Source organism: Gilliamella sp. wkB7, from assembly GCF_001693435.1.
GTDB classification, from domain to species: Bacteria; Pseudomonadota; Gammaproteobacteria; order Enterobacterales; family Orbaceae; genus Gilliamella; species Gilliamella apicola_N.
On sequence record NZ_CM004509.1, the window covers coordinates 384,024 to 406,964 of the forward strand.

At 33.5% G+C, this 22,941-nt stretch carries 18 protein-coding genes; 8 read left to right on the top strand and 10 right to left on the bottom strand.

Going from position 1 to position 22,941, the window contains the following annotated elements:
- Window positions 1-34 precede the first annotated feature (34 nt).
- Complete coding sequence (locus tag A9G17_RS01675) at window positions 35-1,564, bottom strand: helicase HerA-like C-terminal domain-containing protein (protein ID WP_065737206.1); 1,530 nt, start codon at window positions 1,562-1,564, stop codon at window positions 35-37.
- A gap of 167 nt (window positions 1,565-1,731) precedes the next feature.
- On the opposite strand from A9G17_RS01675, the gene A9G17_RS01680 reads away from it, so the two are divergent.
- On the top strand, window positions 1,732-1,962 hold the full coding sequence (locus tag A9G17_RS01680; protein ID WP_039127841.1) for an HP1242/YdcH family protein: 231 nt from the start codon (window positions 1,732-1,734) through the stop codon (window positions 1,960-1,962).
- 347 nt (window positions 1,963-2,309) lie between these two features.
- On the opposite strand, the gene mgtA is transcribed toward A9G17_RS01680, so the two are convergent.
- Window positions 2,310-5,018 carry a magnesium-translocating P-type ATPase gene (mgtA, locus tag A9G17_RS01685; protein ID WP_065737207.1) on the bottom strand — a complete coding sequence of 903 codons (2,709 nt, stop codon included), beginning with the start codon at window positions 5,016-5,018 and terminating at the stop codon, window positions 2,310-2,312.
- Window positions 5,019-5,720: 702 nt separating this feature from the next.
- On the opposite strand from mgtA, the gene A9G17_RS01690 reads away from it, so the two are divergent.
- Complete coding sequence (locus tag A9G17_RS01690) at window positions 5,721-6,374, top strand: hypothetical protein (RefSeq protein WP_141677534.1); 654 nt, start codon at window positions 5,721-5,723, stop codon at window positions 6,372-6,374.
- A gap of 99 nt (window positions 6,375-6,473) precedes the next feature.
- On the opposite strand, the gene A9G17_RS01695 is transcribed toward A9G17_RS01690, so the two are convergent.
- The 8 genes from A9G17_RS01695 to hutW all read right to left on the bottom strand — a co-directional run bounded on the left by A9G17_RS01695 (window position 6,474) and on the right by hutW (window position 14,669).
- On the bottom strand, window positions 6,474-8,363 hold the full coding sequence (locus tag A9G17_RS01695; protein WP_065737209.1) for a DNA topoisomerase III: 1,890 nt from the start codon (window positions 8,361-8,363) through the stop codon (window positions 6,474-6,476).
- 106 nt (window positions 8,364-8,469) lie between these two features.
- Entirely contained in the window at window positions 8,470-8,718 is a 249-nt protein-coding gene (locus A9G17_RS13365; protein ID WP_081301780.1) for a GNAT family N-acetyltransferase, read from the bottom strand.
- A gap of 450 nt (window positions 8,719-9,168) precedes the next feature.
- A complete protein-coding gene (zntB, locus tag A9G17_RS01700) occupies window positions 9,169-10,170 on the bottom strand; it encodes a zinc transporter ZntB (protein WP_065737210.1) in 1,002 nt (333 codons plus the stop codon).
- An 86-nt stretch (window positions 10,171-10,256) separates the two neighbouring features.
- Window positions 10,257-11,033 carry a heme ABC transporter ATP-binding protein gene (locus A9G17_RS01705; protein WP_065737211.1) on the bottom strand — a complete coding sequence of 259 codons (777 nt, stop codon included), beginning with the start codon at window positions 11,031-11,033 and terminating at the stop codon, window positions 10,257-10,259.
- A 13-nt stretch (window positions 11,034-11,046) separates the two neighbouring features.
- A complete protein-coding gene (locus tag A9G17_RS01710) occupies window positions 11,047-12,033 on the bottom strand; it encodes a FecCD family ABC transporter permease (protein ID WP_172397862.1) in 987 nt (328 codons plus the stop codon).
- 47 nt (window positions 12,034-12,080) lie between these two features.
- Entirely contained in the window at window positions 12,081-12,719 is a 639-nt protein-coding gene (locus tag A9G17_RS01715) for an NAD(P)H-binding protein (protein WP_065737212.1), read from the bottom strand.
- A gap of 18 nt (window positions 12,720-12,737) precedes the next feature.
- Window positions 12,738-13,238 (bottom strand): heme utilization cystosolic carrier protein HutX, encoded by a 501-nt coding sequence (hutX, locus tag A9G17_RS01720; protein WP_065737213.1) that lies wholly within the window; start codon window positions 13,236-13,238, stop codon window positions 12,738-12,740.
- 15 nt (window positions 13,239-13,253) lie between these two features.
- On the bottom strand, window positions 13,254-14,669 hold the full coding sequence (hutW, locus tag A9G17_RS01725) for a heme anaerobic degradation radical SAM methyltransferase ChuW/HutW (protein ID WP_065737214.1): 1,416 nt from the start codon (window positions 14,667-14,669) through the stop codon (window positions 13,254-13,256).
- Between the two features lie 349 nt (window positions 14,670-15,018).
- On the opposite strand from hutW, the gene A9G17_RS01730 reads away from it, so the two are divergent.
- From A9G17_RS01730 to A9G17_RS01755, 6 genes are all read left to right on the top strand, one after another.
- Window positions 15,019-15,867, top strand: a complete 849-nt coding sequence (locus A9G17_RS01730) for a heme/hemin ABC transporter substrate-binding protein (RefSeq protein WP_065737215.1) — start codon at window positions 15,019-15,021, stop codon at window positions 15,865-15,867.
- A 124-nt stretch (window positions 15,868-15,991) separates the two neighbouring features.
- Entirely contained in the window at window positions 15,992-18,292 is a 2,301-nt protein-coding gene (locus A9G17_RS01735; protein WP_065737216.1) for a TonB-dependent receptor domain-containing protein, read from the top strand.
- A 324-nt stretch (window positions 18,293-18,616) separates the two neighbouring features.
- Entirely contained in the window at window positions 18,617-19,255 is a 639-nt protein-coding gene (locus tag A9G17_RS01740) for a YjfI family protein (protein ID WP_065739059.1), read from the top strand.
- Between the two features lie 32 nt (window positions 19,256-19,287).
- Complete coding sequence (locus tag A9G17_RS01745; protein WP_065737217.1) at window positions 19,288-19,989, top strand: PspA/IM30 family protein; 702 nt, start codon at window positions 19,288-19,290, stop codon at window positions 19,987-19,989.
- A gap of 92 nt (window positions 19,990-20,081) precedes the next feature.
- Window positions 20,082-20,741, top strand: a complete 660-nt coding sequence (locus A9G17_RS01750) for an OB-fold-containig protein (protein ID WP_065737218.1) — start codon at window positions 20,082-20,084, stop codon at window positions 20,739-20,741.
- Between the two features lie 32 nt (window positions 20,742-20,773).
- Window positions 20,774-22,882: a flotillin family protein gene (locus A9G17_RS01755; RefSeq protein WP_065737219.1), complete on the top strand. Its 2,109-nt coding sequence runs from the start codon at window positions 20,774-20,776 to the stop codon at window positions 22,880-22,882.
- The last annotated feature ends 59 nt before the right edge of the window (window positions 22,883-22,941 follow it).

Below are 22,941 nucleotides of genomic sequence, written 5' to 3' on the forward strand. Positions count from 1 at the left end.
CTTGTTTTTTTTAAATTATACACTTTTTGATTAATTATTTTTTAAAACCACCTAATATACCACGGGTGATTTTTCTACTAATTTGATTAACTACTTGTCTGGTGGCACTTTTAGCTAATTGTTGGGCAATACCATCATGCTGTCCCCCTTTTGGTCCTTTCGAACCAAAAAATATTGAACTGAAAAAATCAAGCAATCCACCACTATTTTTATTTTGTTGGTTATCAGCGTCATTATTGAGGTTTTGATTATTTTTATCGGTTTGAGAGTTAGATAAGTTATCTAATGAAAATCCATTTTTTAATATCTCATAAGCAGATTGACGATCTATAGTTGATCGATATTTATTATAATACTGGGAATGTTGAATAATTGCCGATTGATTTTCTGGAGACATAGCTCCCATTTTCGATCCTGGCGCAATCACAAAACCACGTTCGACCATATTTGGACGGCCTTTTTCATCTAAAAATGAAATTAAAGCTTCACCAACACCTAATTCCATGATTGCTTTTTCAGTATCAAAACTTGGATTAGCACGCATTGTTTGCGCAGCAGTTTTAACAGCTTTTTGATCTTTCGGTGTAAAAGCTCGCAGGGCATGCTGAACACGATTACCTAATTGCCCGAGAACAGTATCCGGTATATCTGTCGGATTTTGCGAAGCAAAATAAATACCCACGCCTTTAGAACGAATTAAGCGTACTACTTGTTCAATTTTTTCTAATAATGCTGGCGAGATATCATTAAACAATAAATGGGCTTCATCAAAAAAGAATACCAATTTCGGTTTATCTGGATCGCCTATTTCTGGTAAATGCTCAAAAAGTTCGGATAACAACCATAAAAGAAAGACAGAATATAATTTAGGTGAATTATATAATTTCTGTGCAGATAAAATATTGATAATTCCTCTTCCTTCTGCATTTACTTGCATCAAATCTTGAATATCAAGCATTGGTTCGCCAAGAAAAAATTCCGCGCCTTGTTGTTCAAGTGTTAACAATCCACGTTGAATCGCCCCTATTGATGACAAAGAAATATTACCGTATCGAGTGGTAAACTGTTTGGCATTATCACCTACAAATTGAATTAATGACCGTAGATCTTTGAAATCGAGTAATAATAAACCATTATCATCAGCAATTTTAAAAATCAGTTGTAATACGCCTGACTGAATATCATTAAGATTGAGTAACCGAGCCAGTAAAATTGGCCCTATATCTGATACTGTACTACGAACAGGAATCCCTTTTTCAGCAAATACATCCCATAGTTCAATGGGTGATGCATCAGGTTGCCAATTATAAACTCCTATATTTTCTAAACGAGATTTTAATTTTTCTGTTAAAACAGCTTTTTCGCCAAGACCAGTTAGATCGCCTTTAACATCAGCAAGAAAAACTGGTACGCCTATTTGCGAAAATCCTTCAGCCATTTTTTGTAATGTGACTGTTTTACCGGTACCTGTTGCGCCAGTAATTAAACCATGACGATTAGCTAATGCTGCTACGATGGATAAATCTTTGCCATGGCTTTTGGCGATGATGATCGATTCACTCATGGATTAACCTCTTGTAAAATTGTTATTTAATATTGGATGTTACAAAAACAATTGGCCAATTTTGTCAATTAAATGCTTTTTACTGTTAAAGTTTTAAATAATATTGTATTCTGAATTAGCAGTAACCGCTATTTTTATTATCCATCTAGCCAATATAAGGAGCCGTTATGTTTCCAGAATATCGCGAATTAATCTCTAAATTAAAAAATAACGATTTACGTTTTCAAAAATTGTTCGATTTACACAATGAACTTGATCAAAAAATCAAAAATATTGAGTCTGGAATTACTGTTGACACTAGCGAAACGATCGATGCATTGAAAAAACAAAAATTAAAGCTGAAAGATGAAATTTATGATATTTTAAGGAAAACCAATGATAACCATTTAAAATTATGATTAATTAGATAGTTATTATAAATTGATAAATAGATGTGAAAATTAGTGTGTAATAAAAAACCCCAATTAATGGGGTTTTTTATTTTATATCAACTTGAATAGTTACACCAACCATTTCATTATAATGTTGATGATTAAGCTTTTTATTACTTAACTGATTGTTGTTGAGCCTTTTTTTGTTTACGGCTTTTAATTAGTACAATTAAGTTTTTATGTGGTGTTTTCATGTGTTATTTCCTTTTTGTTGTAATTGTATGATTCACAAGATATTTTTAATAAATATAATTTTGAGATATAGTTTTACTATATAAGTGAAATTGACATCACTTATATAGTCATCAATAAAGCTAGAACCATTGCCCAAAACGCTTGATATAAATGCGTTTCATTAATTGAGCAACACAGCAATAGCTAAATAAAGTTGCTAATAGCCATGGGAAATATGACCAAGGTAATGGTTGCAATCCAATTAATCCACCTAATGGTGAAAATGGAATATAAATACCCACTGCCATAATTAGCATTGTCATTACAATAACTGGGAATGCTGCTGTACTTTGAACAAATGGAATTTTTTGTGTTCTAAGCATGTGCACAACCAACGTTTGTGATAACAATCCTTCAATAAACCAACCTGAATGGAACAGTGATTGCGCTTCAATACTGTTTGCACCAAATATAAACCACATTAGTGCATACGTTGTGATATCAAAAATGGACGATGTTGGTCCTATCCAAATCATAAAACGTCCAATATTTCGTGCATCCCATTTACGTGGTTTTTGTAAAAACTCTTCATCCATCTTATCCCATGGTAAGGAGAGTTGTGAAATATCATACAGCAAGTTTTGAATAAGTAAATGTATTGCTAACATAGGTAAAAACGGTAAAAACGCACTAGCTACCAATACTGAGAATATATTACCAAAGTTAGAACTTGCCGTCATGTTAAGATATTTCATGATATTACCGAAAGTTTCACGACCACAAATAACACCTTCTTCTAATACCATAAGGCTTTTTTCCAAAAGGATAATATCTGCCGATTCTTTGGCAATATCTGTCGCGGTATCAACTGAGATCCCCACATCAGCATCACGTAATGCAGGTGCATCATTAATACCATCACCTAGAAAACCAACGGTATGACCATTATCTTGCAATAAACGAATTATACGTGATTTTTGCAATGGTGTTAATTTAGCAAAAATAGTACGTTGTTCAATTTGTACTTTTAGCTCTGCATCATCCATTGTTTCAATTTCAGTACCTAGTAAGGGAATACCAGGTTCTAAACCTACTTCACGGCAGACTTTAATGGTGATTATTTCATTATCACCTGTTAACACTTTAACGCCAACACCGTGTTCGTTTAATGCTGAAATAGCCTCATAAGCGCTCTCTTTGGGCGGATCTAAGAAAGTTAAAAATCCACGAATCGCTAAAGCTTTTTCGTCTTGAACATTGTATTGAGTTTTAGTCTGGGTAACAGGAATATCTTTTATACCAACAGCTAATACTCTAAAACCATCTTTATTGTAGTTATGAGCCAATTCAATCAATGCTTTCTTACGGTTTTCGTCTAACGGTAAATATTCTCCATTTTCATAAACAAAATCCGAAATTGATAGCATTTCTTCAACGGCACCTTTACAGATCATTAAATGATTATCATCATTGCCTTGAACAACAACAGATAAGCGACGACGAACAAAATCAAAAGGTAATTCATCAATTTTTTTATAAAAACCAATACCTACTTTTTTGACACTGGTCTTTTCTTCTGCAAAACGGATGATGGCTTTATCCATCAAGTTTTTCATTCCACTTTGATAGTAACTATTGAGCCATGCTAGTTGTAATACAGATGGATCAATTTGCCCATTAATATCTAAATGATGTTCTAAAATGATTTTATCTTGAGTCAATGTACCCGTTTTATCAGTACATAAAATGTCCATTGCACCAAAGTTTTGAATAGCGTTCAAACGTTTCACAACAACTTTGCGCTTTGCCATTCCAACAGCACCTTTGGCAAGATTTGCACTCACGATCATTGGTAACATTTCAGGTGTTAAACCAACCGCAACAGCTAAAGCAAATAATGCTGCTTCTCCCCAATCACCTTTAGTGAATCCATTTATTAATAAAACAATAGGAACCATTACTAACATAAAGCGAATCAATAACCAACTTACGCTGTTCACACCACGATCGAATGAAGTTTCGGCTCTCGATCCTACTATCGATTTAGCTAACGAACCAAAATGGGTATCAGCACCTGTCGCAACCACAATAGCAGTTGCCGTTCCGCTCACTACATTTGTGCCCATAAAGCAGACATTATTAACATCCAGTACATTATCTTTATCGATATCGGCAGCATCAACATTATCACTGTTTTTTTGAGTTACAGCACCTAATGTGTCATATTTTTCAACAGGAATTGATTCTCCTGTTAATACTGCTTGGCTAACAAATAAATCACGTGATTCAATCAAACGAATATCGGCAGGGATCATATCGCCTGCTGACAAATAAACAATATCACCTGGTACAATTTCACTTAATGGTATTTCAATACGTTCTGGGCTCATATCTTTATGTGCTCGGCGCAATACCGTTGCAGTGGTTCGGATCATAGATTTTAAAGCTTCGGCAGCCTTGTTTGATCTAAATTCCTGCCAAAAACGTAATATTCCACTCAGTGTTACCATAGTGAGGATAATGATAACGCCTGTCAAATCGGTCTCTTCACCGCCTTGTAGTGGTAACCAGTAATCAGTAACAAAACTAACTATAGCTAATATCAACAATACAAATATAAATGGATTTTTAAAAGCTAATAGTAATTGGGCAAAAGCAGAAGGTACTTTTTCACGAGCAACTTCATTTTTTCCATATTGTTCCAATCTTGATTTTGCACTTTCTTGAGTTAATCCAGAAAGACTTGATTGGAAATTAGATAAAATGTTATCAAGACTGTTTTGAGCTTCTTTAAGTGCCTTTATGTTTGAAGTATTTTCTGTCTTTACTTTAGATGTTTTTTTAGTCATAGTCTGTACCTATCCATACTTTTTAGACAAAAGGAACCTATTCCTAAGTTAAATTCTAACTAGGCATATATCAGTTCTTATTGGCTAAAATCTAAACGCAAAGCAATAACTAGCTATTCAAGCTAATGCTTGGCATAAAATAAAATTTTAGAGAAATTAAAATTAGTTAAGAGTTAGATACAACTTGGTGGCTCTAAATGCTTGTCTGTAAGATATAATACTCTTAAAAGCACTTTAAGGGCGCAATGATGTTTTGAATTTGAGTGATAGCATGTAGAAAACTGCATATCGTTCACCGTTACCGTTTTTATCAATTTCGGCTCGTGAACTGAAAAAATAACTATTTAGACAGGTTCATTAACCGACAATGATGTGTTTGAATTTATCTCCCCACTGTTTGGGGTGACCCGATTGAGTGTCCATATTTCTCCTGTAAATTGAACTCTACCCTTTGGATTTCAACTTTTCTTCACCCTCATTTTTAAACTGCTTTGATAGTTAAAAAAGAAAGAAAAGCTCCAAGGCGGGCAAGTTATACGCTTTTCATAAAAAGAAGTCAACCTGTTATCAAAAAAATATGTCGAGTTCGCTTAAAAACAGCACGTAAAACTGCTTAATGCTTAAATTTAGCATAGAATTAATACACGTTTTATTCGATATCAGATATAATTGTACTATGATTAATTAATGTGGATTATTGAAATGGAAATCTCAGAATTACTCCATGACAATTGGTTCAATTTGGTTATTATATTCACACTTTCTTGTGTTGCTTTTGTATACAAAAGTCCAAAATCCAGTAAATACTTCGACAACCTCATCAAATATGCCGATATTTTAGAAAAAACATCTCAACCAAAGTATCAACGTGACTACTTAAGTAATATAAAAAAGAAATTACTTTGGGATAAAATCTGTTTTTATAAATCAGGTGATATTGAAAAAGAGAATATTGCTATGTCACTTGTTAATGCCGACGTAAATAATATTATTGATCTGACACAATTAAATTTATTAACCCAATATTTTACTATCCAAAAAAATCGCCTAATACCACTAGCATTTTACTCAATTAAAGAAGTTGTACTTAGCGGTATCATATTAATTTTTGCACTTATTTTATTACTATTTAATATTGATAGAATCTTTAGTTCACCTTGGATTGTCAATATTATCATTTCGATTTTGACTATTTTTATCATTTTGTTTATTACATGTCGTTTTGCACTCGATCCAATCAAACGATTGAAAACCTATTTGGTCATTCTAAAAAATCAAACTTTTTTACAAAGAGCAAACAATGAACTGACTAAAATTATTGAAGAACGACACACAAACAACCGTACGTTAGAATAACAATTGATCAACAAACCGATTGGTAACCAAGTGATATAAATAAATAGGTTAAACGCTATTTTCAATAATACGATTCATCCTGTTTTTTTAATATGAGGGTTAAGAATGAATATTCAATCGTGCATTTTTCATTTGATCAATTAAATTTGATAATGATGAATTAAGTTGATACATGAATTGTTGGTATGAAAAGGATTTCTTACTAATTTCATCTAATTGTAATTCCCAATGCGCTGTCATATCTGGCATAGACATAATATCTGGCAATGATAAAATTAAATTTTGTCCGATTTGTGTAGAGCGTATTGATTTACCTTGTCGAATTAAAAATTGCCTTTTAAATAACAACTCAATAATACCTGCACGGGTTGCTTCCGTACCTAAACCATCTGTTTCACGTAGGATCTTTTTAATTTCAGGATCTTTTACGAAGCGAGCTATCCCGGTCAATGCTGCTAATAACGTAGCGTCAGTAAATGGTCTTGGCGGCTGAGTTTCTTTACCAAGCAGTTCAGTATCAATGCATTGGACAGATTCCCCTTTTTTAATGAGCTTAGTTAATAAACCATTGTTGTTATCATCAGCATCGTTATCGATTGGATTGTTTTTATTTCTAAATAAAACTTTCCAACCTTCATCAAACATTTGATTTGTTTTTGATATAAATTTCCCTCCTTGAATTTCAACATCAATTTGTAATTCAGAATATTTATAGGCGGGATAAAATTGGGCTAAATATTGGGTTGCTACAACTTGATAAACAGCCCGCTCATTATTGGACAAACTGTCCATTTTGGCTTTACGTAAGGTAGGAATAATGGCATGATGCGCTTCCACCTTTTTATCATTCCATGCTTTGGAACGTAATGAAAAATCAGCATTATCAATTGCTGTTTGCAGAACTGGACAATTGTTTTCAATGGCTGATTTTATGCCATTAATTTGCTTTAAATGCTCTTCAGGCAGAAAACGACAATCTGAACGTGGATAAGTTATTAACTTATGCTTTTCGTATAATGACTGGCAAATATCAAGCACCTCTTGGGCGCTTAACCCATTTTTTTTCGCCATTTCAATTTGTAAAGAAGACAGGTTAAATGGCATTGGTGGAGCAAGCTCTTTCTTTTTATTGCTTACTTTATCAATTATACCGGATTTATCTTTAATCCGTTGGCAAACATTTTCAGCTAATGCTTTAACGAGTACTCGACCTTCTTCATCTTGATAAGGTTCGCAAGCTTCACTCGGTTGCCATTTAGCTTTAAATGTTTCATTATTTTTAGTTTGCAAAATAGCAAACACCTCATAAAACGGTTTAGGTACAAATTGGGCTATCTCTAAATCGCGTCTTACCACTAATCCTAAAATAGGCGTTTGCACTCGACCAATGGACAGTACGCCACGATAACCGTTTCTTTGCCCTACCAATGTACAAACTCGGCTCATATTCATGCCATAAAGCCAGTCAGCCCGAGCTCTAGCTAATGCAGAAGTCGATAAAGGGACATAATCTTGATTATTTCGCAACTGTTCAAGAGATTTTTCTACTGCACTAGCATTTAAATCACTAATTAAGCAACGTTGGATGGTTTTGCGCTTTTCGGGTGCAAGCTGGCAATAATTTAATACTTCATCTACTAATAATTGTCCTTCTCTATCGGGGTCACCCGCATGCACAATCAGATCTGCAGATTTAATCAAATCAACCAAAATATTTAATTGTTTTTCAGTATTTCCTTTAGGGATTAATATCCACTTTTCAGGCACTATAGGCAAATCATTTAAAGACCATTTTTTAAATCGTTCATCATAGACTTCAGGGGTCGCTTGTTCTAATAAATGTCCAATACACCAGCTAACCACATCACCATTACTGGCTCGGATAAAACCGTTTCCTTTTTGGTGAGGTTTGGGCAATACATCCGCGATAGCCCTAGCTAAGCTGGGCTTTTCGGCAATAAATAAACGAAAAGATTGATTAGTTTGCATAATAAATATTAATCATAAATTCCAAACGACATAAGCATTATAGAGTTTATTTTAAGATATAGCCTAAATTAGTGATGTTCTTTAAAAATACCCGATTATGTTTATCCTAATTTGGTGATACTTGACGTTCCAAACAGGCTAAAAGTAAATTTCCAGAACAAGTCAATGTAAGTCCCTTTTCTCTTTCTTTTGCTAGAGCATCTACTTCAATACTATCATTATATACTAAATAAGATAATGCTTTAGGAAAAATAACATTATATTTTAAAACAATAAATCCTAAACCTGTTTCTACAAATTCAGAATATGAATTAAAATTGTTACATAAGTCTTTAGCCCATTCAAGTTTGAAAATTTCCTGATAACCATTTTAATCAATAGATTGTAATTGATAATCTTTGCGTAATTTTGAAACAATTAATCTCAGTTTGTTATGTCCACATAATGGATTCGAATTGAAACTATAACGTATAATTTTATCGTAATTTTTTGGGTATAGATTCTCGATTAAAATTTGCTATTCTTTTTCAATGTAAACTGAATGGCATAATCATTACTATAAATTTTTGAAATATTACAAATGAAATTTTGATTAGATTGGCTTGCTAAAAAAGAAACAGACAATATTAGTTACAGCTGAACTTGGTTGCAATAAATTATCAGTATAAGCCGATCCAATATCTCCTTTCCAATAAACATGAATGAGTGTTTAAGTCGCACTTCCAAATAACGACTTAACACCATTGTTATTAATGAATTTATAAAAATCCATTATAAACTTCAGCGATTTAAAAAATCACTTCAGCTACCACCATTTTTTGAGTTTAAGCCATATTACTGAAACAATACTAATAGCAATAAGCAGTAAAATTAAACCCACAAATGACCATTCATTTTCATTAAAAGGGATACCAGCCAAATTAACACCGAGTAAGCTGGTTATAAAAGTAATTGGCGTAAATATAATGGTAAACAGTGACATTAGATAAATACGGTTATTGGTGGATTCAGCCAAAATGCTATTAATTTGCTCCATAACTGAACCAATTCTTATTAAACAACTGTCAATTTCAGAAACATAGTGATTTTGTTGATTTGAAATATCATGCAATCGCTGGCGATCATTATCATCAATCCAAGATATTCGTTCTGTTGAAATTTTCACAAAAATATCACGTTGTGGTGAAAGTAGACGACGTAATATGAAAAGTTGTTTACGAACTCTTCCTATTTCTTTATGCGAAAAAATTCGCTGATTTAAGAGTAAATCTTCTAATTTAATAATTTTATTATGGACACCATCAAATGATAAATTAACTTGATCACAGATTAATTCAGAAAGCTGAATCAACCAGTCAGCAACATCTACAGGGCCAATTCCTTTTTCTAAATTCTGTTTTAATTTTATAATAGCATCTATTTTTTGATGTCTGGTTGAGATTATTAAATTATCGGTAATATAAAAACGAAAAGTGACGATAGGATCGGGTAGTTCATTTGGGGTAAAATTAACACCTTTTAGCACAACTAAAATCCCTGCATCACAACGAATTTCTTTTGGAAATTGATTAGGTTTTATCAACTCATTTTTGACAAGATCAGGAATCAAATTTGTTTGATTAATCCAATTGATTGTTTCACTTTTAGCAAAATCAAGATGGATCCAATAAGGTTGGGTCTTTGAAGCTTCTGTTTTGTCATTCAAAGAATTGGCTTTGCCCTTTCCATCCAATTGGCAACTAAAAACAGGTTGTGCTGCAAGTATATCTGAAACCAGAATAGAACTATTACTATTTTCGTTAATCATCATCAGCCCCATTTATTAAGTTTGCTTAATTATATACTGATTTTGATTAAAAATGCAGCGAATGATTAATTGTCGAGATTTAACCGTTAAGGGTTTAAATAAATTTGCGGTATTGACGAATGATTGGGATGATTAAAAATCCCTGTTTCAACACCATACCATCGATGAATTTTTTCAACCGTTAGCACATCCGCTGGCGCACCTTGCTCGACAATTCGACCTTGATGAATTAATACTATTTTATCAGCATACAAAGCAGCCAAATTAAGATCATGCAAAATACAACAAACTGCTAATTTTTGTTTGCTAACTAATTGTTTCAACAATCTTAATGTATGTTGTTGATGATATAGATCAAGGGCGGAAGTCGGCTCATCTAAAAATAATAATTTTTCTGTAGGTTCAGGCTGCCACAATTGCGCTAATACTCGCGCCAGTTGAACTCGTTGCTGTTCACCTCCTGACAAACTACGGTAATCGCGGTCTGCCAATTTTAAACAATCAGTTTGTTGCATACTTTCTTGCACCGCTTGCTCAAAATTGGTCTTACCATAAGGAGCTCGCCCCATTGCCACCACTTCTTTCACTTTGAATGGAAAAGTTAATTGACTTTGTTGCAACATAACGGTTCTAATTTTAGATAATTGCGTTTCGGACCATTGTGATAATGGTTTATTAAATAAATAACATTCGCCTGAAGCTGGTTTTTGATAACCTGTCAATAAACGTAAAAGTGTCGATTTACCTGCACCATTGGGACCAATGATAATTACAATTTCACTGGCTTGTATGTTTAAAGACACATCGTTAATTAAAGTGCGATTAGCATAACCAAAAGTTAAATGTTCAGCAGTTAACATCATTAAATACCATCTATTACTTATGTTTTAAAATCAGCCAAATAAAATAAGGACCACCAATCAAACTTGTGAAAAGTCCGACAGGAATTTCAGTGGGTGCAATTAAAGTGCGTGCAAAGGTATCGGCTAGTAGTAATAAACAAGCACCACCTAGTGCTGAACCCGGCAATAACCAGCTATGATTAGCACCGACTCTCAATCGAATCATATGGGGGACAACCAGACCGACAAAAGCAATCATGCCACTAACCGCGACAGATGTACCAATAAGCATAGCAGATAGTAATAATAAATACTGCTTAATTCGTCTGACTTTAATACCTAAATAATGAGCGTCTTCATCACCTAGCTGAAGAATATTAAGTTGATGAGAAAGCTTAAATAAACACACTAAAGCAGGGATAATAAGTGATAACGCAACCAGAACTAAATCCCAAGAGCCCTTACCTAAATGTCCCATGGACCATAAAGAAAGTTGTCGCAGTTGCGCTTCATCACTAATATAACTTAGGCAACCCATAACCGCCCCAATAACAGCATTAATAGCAACACCTAGTAATACCATTTTGGCCAAATTACATTGCGAATTTATGCTATAAAGATAAATTAATAAACAGATAAAAAAGCTTCCTGCAAATGCTGCGAACATTTTGCCATACATGACCATAATAGGTGGAAAAATGGCAGGAAACAAAATAGATAACCCAACCATTAAAGCCGCACCACTACTAATGCCAAGTAAACCCGGATCAGCTAAAGGATTACGAAATAACCCTTGCATCACCGCGCCAGAGGTGGCTAATGCCATTCCAACTATAATGGCTAACATTATTCGTGGCATACGTATATTTAACCAAATGTTCCATAAAGGATCATCCATTGACATATCCACTAGTTTATCAAAAGTTAGTTTTAATGCGCCTGAATTTGCAGAAAATAGAATTAGCACCAATAGAATGGCAAATAATCCCCATAACAAAGAACGATGACTATATTTGCCCACCCATTATCCTCTTATCTGTATTAATTTATTCATTCAACTCGAGCCAATTAATAGGTTATTTTCAAGCTAGGATCGACGACACTGTAAGCATGATTATCAATTTGTTGATTGACAATTTTATCAATAACTATTTTTGCCAAATCAGTACGATAAATAAAACCATGCACCTCTTGTTGATAATAACATTCAGCTTTTTGTGTCATTTCACCATCACGTAATCCACCCGGTCTTAAAATCAAGAAATTTAATTTGCTTGTTTGCAACCAAACCTCAGCTAATGATTTTTCACGAACAGCACGACCAAACGCCTGTTTAGCACGTTCAGACAACGTAACCCATGAATCACCACAACCTAAAGAGGTCACCAGAATCATTTGTTTAATTCTGGTTTGTTCAGCACAGTCGATAATCACGCGTTGAGCAGAATAATTACCTGTTTCACCGCCTAAGGTTGATATAATAGTTGCTTCACAACCGGCTAATTCGCATAGTTTTTTAACTAATTCACAATCAGTTGCATCACCAACATGAGCCTCAATACCTTGATTAACTAATTGTTTGGCAAAATTAGCATCACGAACTAATACAATACAACGCCATTGGGGGTGATATTGCTTGGCTAGATGTGCAATTTGATATCCTGTACCTTGTTTAGGGCTTACACCAAAAATTAATAATGTCTGCATTTTGTTAATAACTTATAATTAATTAATTTTTTTTGCTAATGTACGGAATTTTTCTAATTGATCCGCTTTTAATTGATGTTTTTCGTCACGACCTACAAAGATTTTGAACATTGCTTGTCCTGTGTGATTTAGGAAAATTATTGAAGCAGTTGCCATTTTCATAAATTTACGTTCAATAAATGCAATATATTGACAATGTTCAGCCTTAATATGTCCACTTAACCCTTTTTGATGACGAAGATTAAAATATCTTTGGCTATGAGATCCTGTCGGTAATTCGCCAGAAATTTCAGCGATTACATCACCGGTATGAACTAAAAATAGCACATCTCCCCATGTTGTAACTTCTTCCCAGATCGTGTCAAAATTACTACCATCAACAATTTTCGCATCAGGTAAAGCTTGAATAACTTGTGTTAATGTAACATGATGATCTTGAGCAATTTTTTCTAATAACTCTTCTGGATCTGTTTTCATATAAGCATTTAAATTATCTAAAAGTGTTGGTTTTTCTGTCATAATAGTATCCTTTAATTATGAAATTTGATGTGGATGTTTAGATTTTTCTGTATTGGATTTAGCCATTGCAGGATGACTATTCATAGCTTGTCTCGCTTGAGCCATTTTTTTCTGTATTTCAATATATTCGGGATTATTAAGTTGTAACAATAACTGCTGAAGTGCTTGAACTATATTGCTTGACCAAAAACGTCCCGATAAAGTTAATCGCATACAATAATCTTCGTTTTCCAAAAGCCCAACTTGATGCCATTGTTTAATTAAAGGTGCGAAGAGATGATATTGTTCAGTCAATTTAGTTAAATCAACACGCCCTTTTTCTATCCCTGCTTGTAATTGATAAAGCCATTCTCCTATCACTGGTTTACCAGTCAACATCATAATTGGTTTTTTACCCTCATCAAGCTGGGTATAATATTGATTTAAATCACGATGAATCATAAATGACTGACCACCTAATCGGCCCCCGGCACAAGATCCAAATGCAAAAAAATGAGAACCTTGCTTGATCAGAAAATTATATAAATTTCGTTCACGACTATTTTTAGCCCAGTGTGCATTGGTCAAATGTACCCAACCTTGTTTAGCTAAAAATTCTGCACCTTGATGATAAAAATTACTTTTATCTGTAATGGAGGGTATTTCAATACGCTTATTTTCGACCCCTTTGGCCAAAGGTGTGGTTGGTAAAAGATTGAGTGAATACAAATCTACACCATCTAACGGCAATTCATTGACAATATCTAAATCACGTTGCCAAGTTTCTCTGGTTTGATTTGGTAAACCGAACATTAAATCACAAACTAACGCAACACTATCACGCTCAGCAATACGTTCAAAGCTACTTATAATTTGTTGCTCACTTGATTCACGACCTAATCGTTGGCGAATTTCAGTATTAAAGGTTTGGACACCGATTGAAAACCGATTTGCTCCCGCTTCAATATAACTATCAACACGATCATCATCAAAATCAGAAATACGACCTTCAACCGTAATTTCGCAATCTGGAGCTAATGGTGCATGCTCTTTAAGATAGCGAATAACGCGTGCTATTTGACCTGCCGCCAAAGCGGATGGCGTCCCCCCCCCAAAATAAACAGCATGAATAGGTGCTGATTGCATTGCTTTGTTATTAATTTCTAGCGATATCTCTTTTAATAAATAATTGATATAAGTATCAGTATCAAATTTTCTTAATGGATTTTGATAAAAACCACAAAATTGGCAATGTATATCACAAAAAGGAATATGAATATAAATCAACCTTTTTTTACCCTTTAGAGAAGTTGATTGAATTGTGTCCCATTGAGAGGTAACTTCATGAGGTGGTAGTGGAATACTTGCCTGCAAAGGCATAACAGCCCAACGATCTTTAAAAGGTAAAGTCGCGTTTTGAGCAAAAAAAGCGCTGACATCTAATGATTTCATAACAACCGATCTTAATTAAATAAACTGCAAAATTAAATAATAATTATTTTCATTTATCAATATCTTTTATTAACCATTTTTATAATATGTTGATATATTTATTATTATTTTTTTACAAAAAAATGTTTTTGAATTCATTTCCTTTATAATTTGTCTGTTTTTTAAGCCATTTCTCAAATCTTTACAACTTGTTTTAACTGATTATTTATATTGAAATTGTTAAAAATCTCGTTAAGCAACAATTTTTTTGCTTGAAAAAAGTGAGGGATAAAAGACAATTATGTTGATAATAGTTATCATTTTCACTATATTATCGCGGATATTAAAATTTACAAACAGGAAGTAAATAATGAAAAATTTTATAACAAAATTAAATATATTTTTGTTAATTTTCACTTTTAACGCGTTCATAAATTTCAGCTCAGCTCAAGATAGAATTGTTATTGCGGGTGGTTCATTAACCGAAATTGTTTTTGCGCTGGGTGAAGGAGATAAAGTAGTCGGCGTTGATAAAACTAGCACTTATCCGCAATCTGTCACCACTCTACCCCAAATTGGTTATTGGAAATTATTAAATATAGAAGGAATTTTATCTTTAAACCCAACGTTATTTATTACTTTAAGTGATGCAGAGCCCGATAATATTATTAGTCAAGTTACTCAAGCTAAAGTTGATGTTTTATCTTTACAACGTGTGCCTGGAACTATTGAATTACTTTATGAAAATATTGAAAAAATAGCTAACAAACTACAAAAACCAGATCAAGGACAACAGCTAATAAAGCATATCAAGAATAATCTTTCACAAATCCAACAAAAAATAGATATGCAACCCAATAAAGCCAAAGTTCTATTTTTAATGAGCATGGGTGGAACCAATTCAGTAGCAGGTAAAAACACCACAGCGGATGCTTTAATTACTATTGCTGGAGGTGAAAATCTAGCTAAACATAAAAGTTATAAAAGCTACACAGCCGAATCAATCATTGCAATGAATCCTGATGTTATTATTTTAAATAGCCACTCAATTCAGCAAATTGGTGGAGTAGATAAAATCAACACTATACCAGGTATCACAGAAACAGCAGCGTTCAAAAATCACCGAATTATTACCATTGATGACGGATACCTATTTGGTATTGGCCCTCGAGTGGATGAAGTTGCAAAGATTCTTTGTGACAGCTTTTATCCTCAATAACGGTTAAGGATAAAACTGAAATAAAAAATTGTTTAGCAGATTGATTAAATTAAAAAGATGATCAACTTAACTATTAATTAATCTGAGTGATTTTATTTAGTTTATTATAATTGAAAGGATTAAAATGATTAATTTTACTAAATTTAAAAAAACCAGCACGTTAGCTTTAGGCTTGACAATTGCCATGCCTGCAATGGCTACGGTCAAACTCGATGATGAAAACTACGACGTCATAACTGTGACCGCTCACGAAGCGATTAAAAAACCAGGTACAAATACTGAAATATCCGAACATGATATCCGCCGTGACGGTGGTACTAATTTTGGTACTCTTATGCGTTATCAACCACTCATTTCAGCTCCAGGTAATATTTCCGGTTCAGGTACCGGTAAAAGTAGTTGGGACCGAGGAGGTTTCAGTGGTTATAATATTCGTGGTCTAGATGCTAACCGTGTATCAATTGATGTTGACGGTATGCCATTACCTATAGCACAAGGTCGAGTTAATTCAGTGGGTCGAGCAGGTTTCGGTTCTTATGGTATTGGTCGTGATTACATCGATACCTACATGTACAATAAAGTTGATATTCAATCAGGTGCCACATCTGTAAGTAATGCGAATAATGCCCTAGGCGGTTCAGTATCTTTCCAAACTAAAACGGCTAGCTATTATCTATATCCAGGTAAAACCAGTTATTTTGGATTCGAAAACAATTATGACAGTTCAGATAGAAGCTATCATCAAGGAATCACTATGGCTGGTGGTGATGATCACCTCAATGGCATTATTGTATTAAGTCGTCGAGATGGACAACAAACAAGAAATCACGGTGATTCAATAAGCAGTTATCCAGAAAATTGGCACTCTAACTCAATTTTAGCTGGCTTTGGTTGGCAAATGACAGAAGAACATTTACTCAATACGACTGTCGATTATAATAATAAAACTAAAAATTCCCATTATGATACTTGGGACCAAAAAGGTAAACATATTGAATCACTCGACCATCAACGCAGTAAAAATAACCGCTTTAACTTAGCAATTAAAGATACATGGCAACCTACCAATATTAGTTGGATTGACACATTAACGACACAGTTAAATTACCAACGGACTAATGTCTTTGATGACACAAAATTGCAGCACAAATCCAAAGGTAATTTTTATACTCAAACCAACTATAATACTAAATCATATAATTTTATTACTACTTTAATAAAACAAATTGATAACCAAAAAATCAGCGCTGGTTTAAATGGTAAATGGAGTGAAGATGAATCGCCATTCTTTACATCAGCTAAATCACAATACGTCGATACTTTCCCGGACGGTGATTATTCCAAACCACAAGCCGACAGTAAAAGTTATCAGTTAGGGGGATTTTTTGAAGATCGCATTAGCTTTAATACCAACAATAGTAATAACTTTTATTTAGTGCCTGGTGTCAGAGCAATTTATCAGAATACCAAGCCACGCAATCTTGAAAACATGTCAGTATCAAATGTTAATTCACATCAATTAGGTACACAATATAGTAGTAACAGTGATTTCAAAATTTTACCATCAATGGCATTAATGTATGATATTAATCCTAATTTCACTGCTTATCTACAATATAAACGTAGCGCTCAAATGCCAAATCAGAACCAATTATATGGCTCTTATTTAGCGCACAGCACTATGTATGTGCTTGTTGGCAACTCTAATTTAAAAACAGAAACAGGCGACAATTTTGAACTCGGTGTAAAAGGTCAACCAATATCAGGAATTACGTTATCGTCATCAGCTTTTTATAACAAGTACAAAAACTTTATTGCTTTTACGCGTTATAGGAAAAATTTTGTTGGTATTGGCAATCGTTTAGTTTATCAATCTGAGAACCGTGACAAAGCTTATACCTTTGGTGCAGAATTAAATAGTGAATTTAATATTGGTACTTGGGTAGAATCACTCAATGGTTTAAGCGCACGTTTCGCAATTGGATATAACAAAGGTAAATCAAAATCAAGTTATTTAGGTGATAAATACATTGAGATGGATACTATTGCACCATTAAAAAGTACTATTGGTTTATCATGGGATGATCCGAATAAATTCTACGGTGTTTCCTTAACAACGACATTCCAAAAAGGTAAGAAAACTGATGCCACCTCCCGAGAAACATATCGCAACGAAGGCAAACCAATCGAAGACTCATCTGATGATTATTTTAGAATCGCTGGTCACGGTATTGTTGATTTAACAGGTTATATAAATATTACCAATAATATTAGACTGAGCGGTGGCATCTACAACCTTACTGATCAAAAATATTGGGATTACCTCAGTAATAATAAATTATACAGTACATCTGATCATAAATATCTAGAGATGTTTACCGCACCTGGTAGAACATTCCAGTTAGGTTTGAATATTGATTTCTAGAAATATATTAAAATATATTTATCATTTTATAACCCGCTAATGCGGGTTATTTTTTTCTAAAAGTATTACATGTAATATTTTTATGGTAATATGATTTACATAAATTTAACAAATTATCTAACGGATAGGTTTACCACACCAATTAGAACATTTTGGTAATGTTTAACCATCTATTTCTAAAGAATATTTTAAAATATACTTATCATCTTCTAAGGCGCCATTACGGATTATTTTTTTATCAAAAAAATTACATGTGATATTTACATGTAATATTTTTATGGTAATATGGTTTACATAAATTTAACAAAGCACCAAACAGGCGTTATGAAAAAAACCAAAGAGACCAAAAATTCAGCTTTTTACCAGCAACAATACCGTCAAAGGTTGCGTGAACAAGGTTTGGTCAAAAAAGAAGTTTGGATTTTACCTGAAAATACAACTAAATTATTGGAAATCGAAAAACAATTTCGCCAGTCTTTAGTTAAAAACAATAATATTAATCGTAAACAGGAATTTAATGAAATGGAAAGAAATGAAATTTGGTCAATAGAAACTCTTTATAATAAATTAATGCAATCAGAATTAGTTAAGCAAAGCCATGCAAGTATAGAAATCATCGATGGTGTGGATGCTTGCTTGCATATCATTATGCATGAATATGGTGATTTGCCTTTATTTTTAAGTATATCAAATCAACAAATTGTTGTTGAATGTTTACTTTGGCCAGTTGATATTGTTAAAAATAAAACTCAATTCAATGAAGAAATTTTATGCACTCGTAAACTATTTCCACTATCAACAATAGCAATTGAAAAAGCTGGAGACGGCTCGGTCAACTACATTATGTATGGTGCGTTAAGTTCATCTTCACTTTTAAGTAATATTGTCTATGAATTAGAAACTTTATCTGACAATGTTATTAAAGCTACAGAAGCTTATGAACATCACATCAATCTTAACTAATTAAATTTATATAAATAATAAGGAGATTAAACATGGCTATCTTCAAAAAACTTGTTACAGCTCTTCGTGGTGGCATCAATGAAGCAGGAGAAGCGATCGTTGACACTCAAGCTCTAAGAATTCTCGATCAAGAAATTCGCGATGCTGACAGTGAATTAAAACAAGCTAAAGAATCATTAGCAAATATACTTGCACAGCAAAAACTAGCAGATAAAGTTGTTAAAGAAACACAATCTAAAATTGATGAATATGAAAGTTATGCAATCAAAGCTCTTGAAAGTGGCAATGAAGAATTAGCACTTGAAGTTTCTGAAAAAATTGGATTTCTTGAAAATGAACTTGAAAATAATAAGCAACAAGCCACTTACTTTGCTGAAACTGTAAAAAGCTTACGTCAATCAATTTCACAAACAGAAATCAATATTCGAAATTTAAAACAGCAAGTTGATATTGTGAAAGCAACTGAAAGTGTTCAAAAAGCACAATCAGCAGTTGCACAACGATATGGCGGTTCAACTGCAAAATTACAAACGGCTCTGGATTCTTTAGATAGAATAAAAAAACGTCAAGAGAAAAACAGCGCAGTCATTGAAGCTAAAAATGAATTAGCTAAGCTTGAAAATCAAAGTACACTTGATAGTAAGCTTGAAGCAGCAGGAATCAAATCAGGCAACCAAAATGCTGCTGCAATATTAGCTAGATTAAAAGAAAAGCAAGAAAATCAAACTATTTAATAAAATAAACTTTTAGGTTAATATAGTTAACGTAATAAATTATTTAATTAATTTAGACTAGTTAATTCAGAAAATTAATATAAGGGAAAATAATGGAGCTTTTCTGGGGTATATTTTTTTCTTTTCCAGTAATCATATTTAGTGGGTTGTTAACACTTTGTGTACTATATTGGTTGGTTGCTGCTTTTGGTATTTTAAGCATTGATTGTTTAGATATAGAACTAAATGTCGATGTTGATGATATACCATTAGACATTCCAAATACTCCATCAGGATTTACAGGCCTATTGATGAAATTAGGTTTTAACAAAGTCCCAATGACACTTATTGTCACTTTGATTTCATTAATAGGTTGGTCAATCTCTTATTTCGCCTTTCGTTTCTTTATGTTACCTCTGTGTGATTTATTGCTAATTTATTACATAGCTGGTTTTTTTATTTTCGTAACTGCATTTATTGCTGCAGTATATCTTACCTCATTTATTATAAAACCTCTTCGACCACTGTTTACTAAATTAGAAAGCACCAATAATCACAAATCATTATTAGGGCAAACTGTTGAAATTCGTTCAAGCTATGTGAATGAAACAAAAGGAGAAGCTATTTACGAAGATGGTGGCGCTGGTTTAATTTTACAAGTTAGATGCACGAGCTCATATCAATTCAAACGTGGAGATAAAGCTGTTCTACTACGTTATGACACAACCAATAACAGCTATGAAATTATTAGCGTTAAAGAATTTAATGGATAGAAAAGTAAATATTTTTTGGAGAATAATAAATTATGTCAATCAATACTGATACCATCATGTTTTTTCTAGTGATTGTTGGAATAGTCTTTCTAGTAATCGTTGGATTTTTCTTATTGTTTAAAGCGTTCTATATCAAAGTTCCGCAAGGTACAGCACTTATCGTTAATGACATGACGTCAAAACCTAAAGTGCATTTTACAGGTGCGTTGGTTTACCCTGTCATCTACAAAAAAGAATTCATGAAAATATCATTAATTACTTTTGATGTAGAACGTCGTGGTAAAGATGGTTTAATTTGTAAAGATAACTTACGTGCTGATATATGTGTCGCTTTTTATCTTCGTGTTAATGAAACCACTGAAGATGTTTTAAAGGTTGCTAAGTCGATTGGTGTAGATAGAGCGTCTGATCAAAAAGCGGTAAGCTCACTATTTAGTGCGAAATTTTCAGAGGCGTTAAAAACAGTAGGTAAGCAATTTGAATTGTCTAAACTATTTGAAGATCGTATGAATTTCCGTGAACGTATTATTGATGTAATTGGTAAAGATCTTAATGGTTATGCACTTGAAGATGTGGCTATCGACTATTTAGAACAAACCCCAATCAAATCACTCGATCCTGATAATATTTTTGATGCCGAAGGTATTAACAAAATTACCTCGATCACAGCTGTTCATAAGGATGAAACTAATAAACGCGAAAGAGATCTTGAATTAGCTTTAAAGAAAAAAGATACTGAAACAATTGAAGCCAAATTAGAACTTGAACGTCAACAAGCAGATGCCGAAGCTCGTCAAAAACGCGAAATTGAAACCATTCGAGCTCGCGAACAAGCTGAAACATTAAAAGTACAAGAAGAAGAACGTCTAAAATCGGAACAAGCAAGAATCCAAGCACAACAAGAAATTGAAGTGCGTGAAGAAAACCGTTTGCGTGAAGTTGAAGTTGCTCAGCAAAATCGTCTTAGAGCAATTGCTATCGAAGAAGAACGCGTCGAACGTGCTCGTTCATTGGAAATTGTTGCTCGTGAACGAGAAGTAGAATTACAACGCATTGAAAAAGATAAAGTTCTTGAAGAGGAAAAGAAACATATTGCCAATGTAATTCGTGAGCGAGTTGCAGTTGAAAAAACGGTAGCTGTTGAAGAAGAAAATATCAAAGAAGTACGAGAAATTTCTAAAGCTGATCGTGAAAAACAAACAACCATTATAGAAGCAGAAGCTAGAGCTGAACAAGAGTTAGTTAAACAAGTTAAGCAAGCTGAAGCAGATGAACAATCATCTAAACACCGTGCAATTGAAATTAGTACAATAGCACAAGCTGAACTTGAAGTTGCAGCTAAACAAGCTGAAGCGAAAAAACAACTTGCTCAAGGTATTGAAGCAGAAGAAGCTGCTATCGGTTTAGCAGAAGCCAAAGTTCGCAAAGCTCGTGCTGAAGCGGAAGAAAAAGAAGGTTTAGTAAAAGCAAATATTACTGCTGAACTTTTACTTGCTGAAGCAAAAGGTAATCAAGAAAAAGGCTTATCAGAAGCAAAAGTTATTGAAGCAAAAGCATTAGCAACAGAAAAACAAGGTCTAACCGAAGCTAAAGTTCTTGAAGAAAAACTTTCAGCTCAAGCTCGCGGTGATGAACGCATTGGATTTGCTAAAGCTGCAGCAACTAAAGAACAAGGTTTAGCTGAAGCACTGGTTATTCGTGAACGCTTAACAGCCGAAGCTAATGGCCTAGTTGAGAAATTCCAAGCAATGGGTACGATGAATGAACAATCTAAAAATCATGAAGAGTTCCGCTTGGCGCTTGAAAAAGGCTTCGAACAAGCTATGGCTGCTATTGCTGCTAATAAAGAGATTGCTAGAGAACAAGCAGATGTTCTTGCTGCTGCATTTAGCAAAGCGAACATTGAAATTGTTGGAGGTAATGATAACTTCTTTAACAGCTTCTCTAAAGCTATCAGTGTCGGTAAAGCAATTGAAGGAACTGTAAACCAAAGCCCAGTATTACAATCTGCTTTACAATCAGTACTATCACGTTTATCTGGTAATAAAAATATCGATTTAAACGAAACACTAAAAAACACTGATTTAAAAGCACTGGCTAAACAATTTTTACCGTCAAATAGTGATGAAAAAAGCGAATAATGAAAGGAATGATGATTTATAGCATCAAACAATTCAATTATCGTTAAATCGTTATTAAA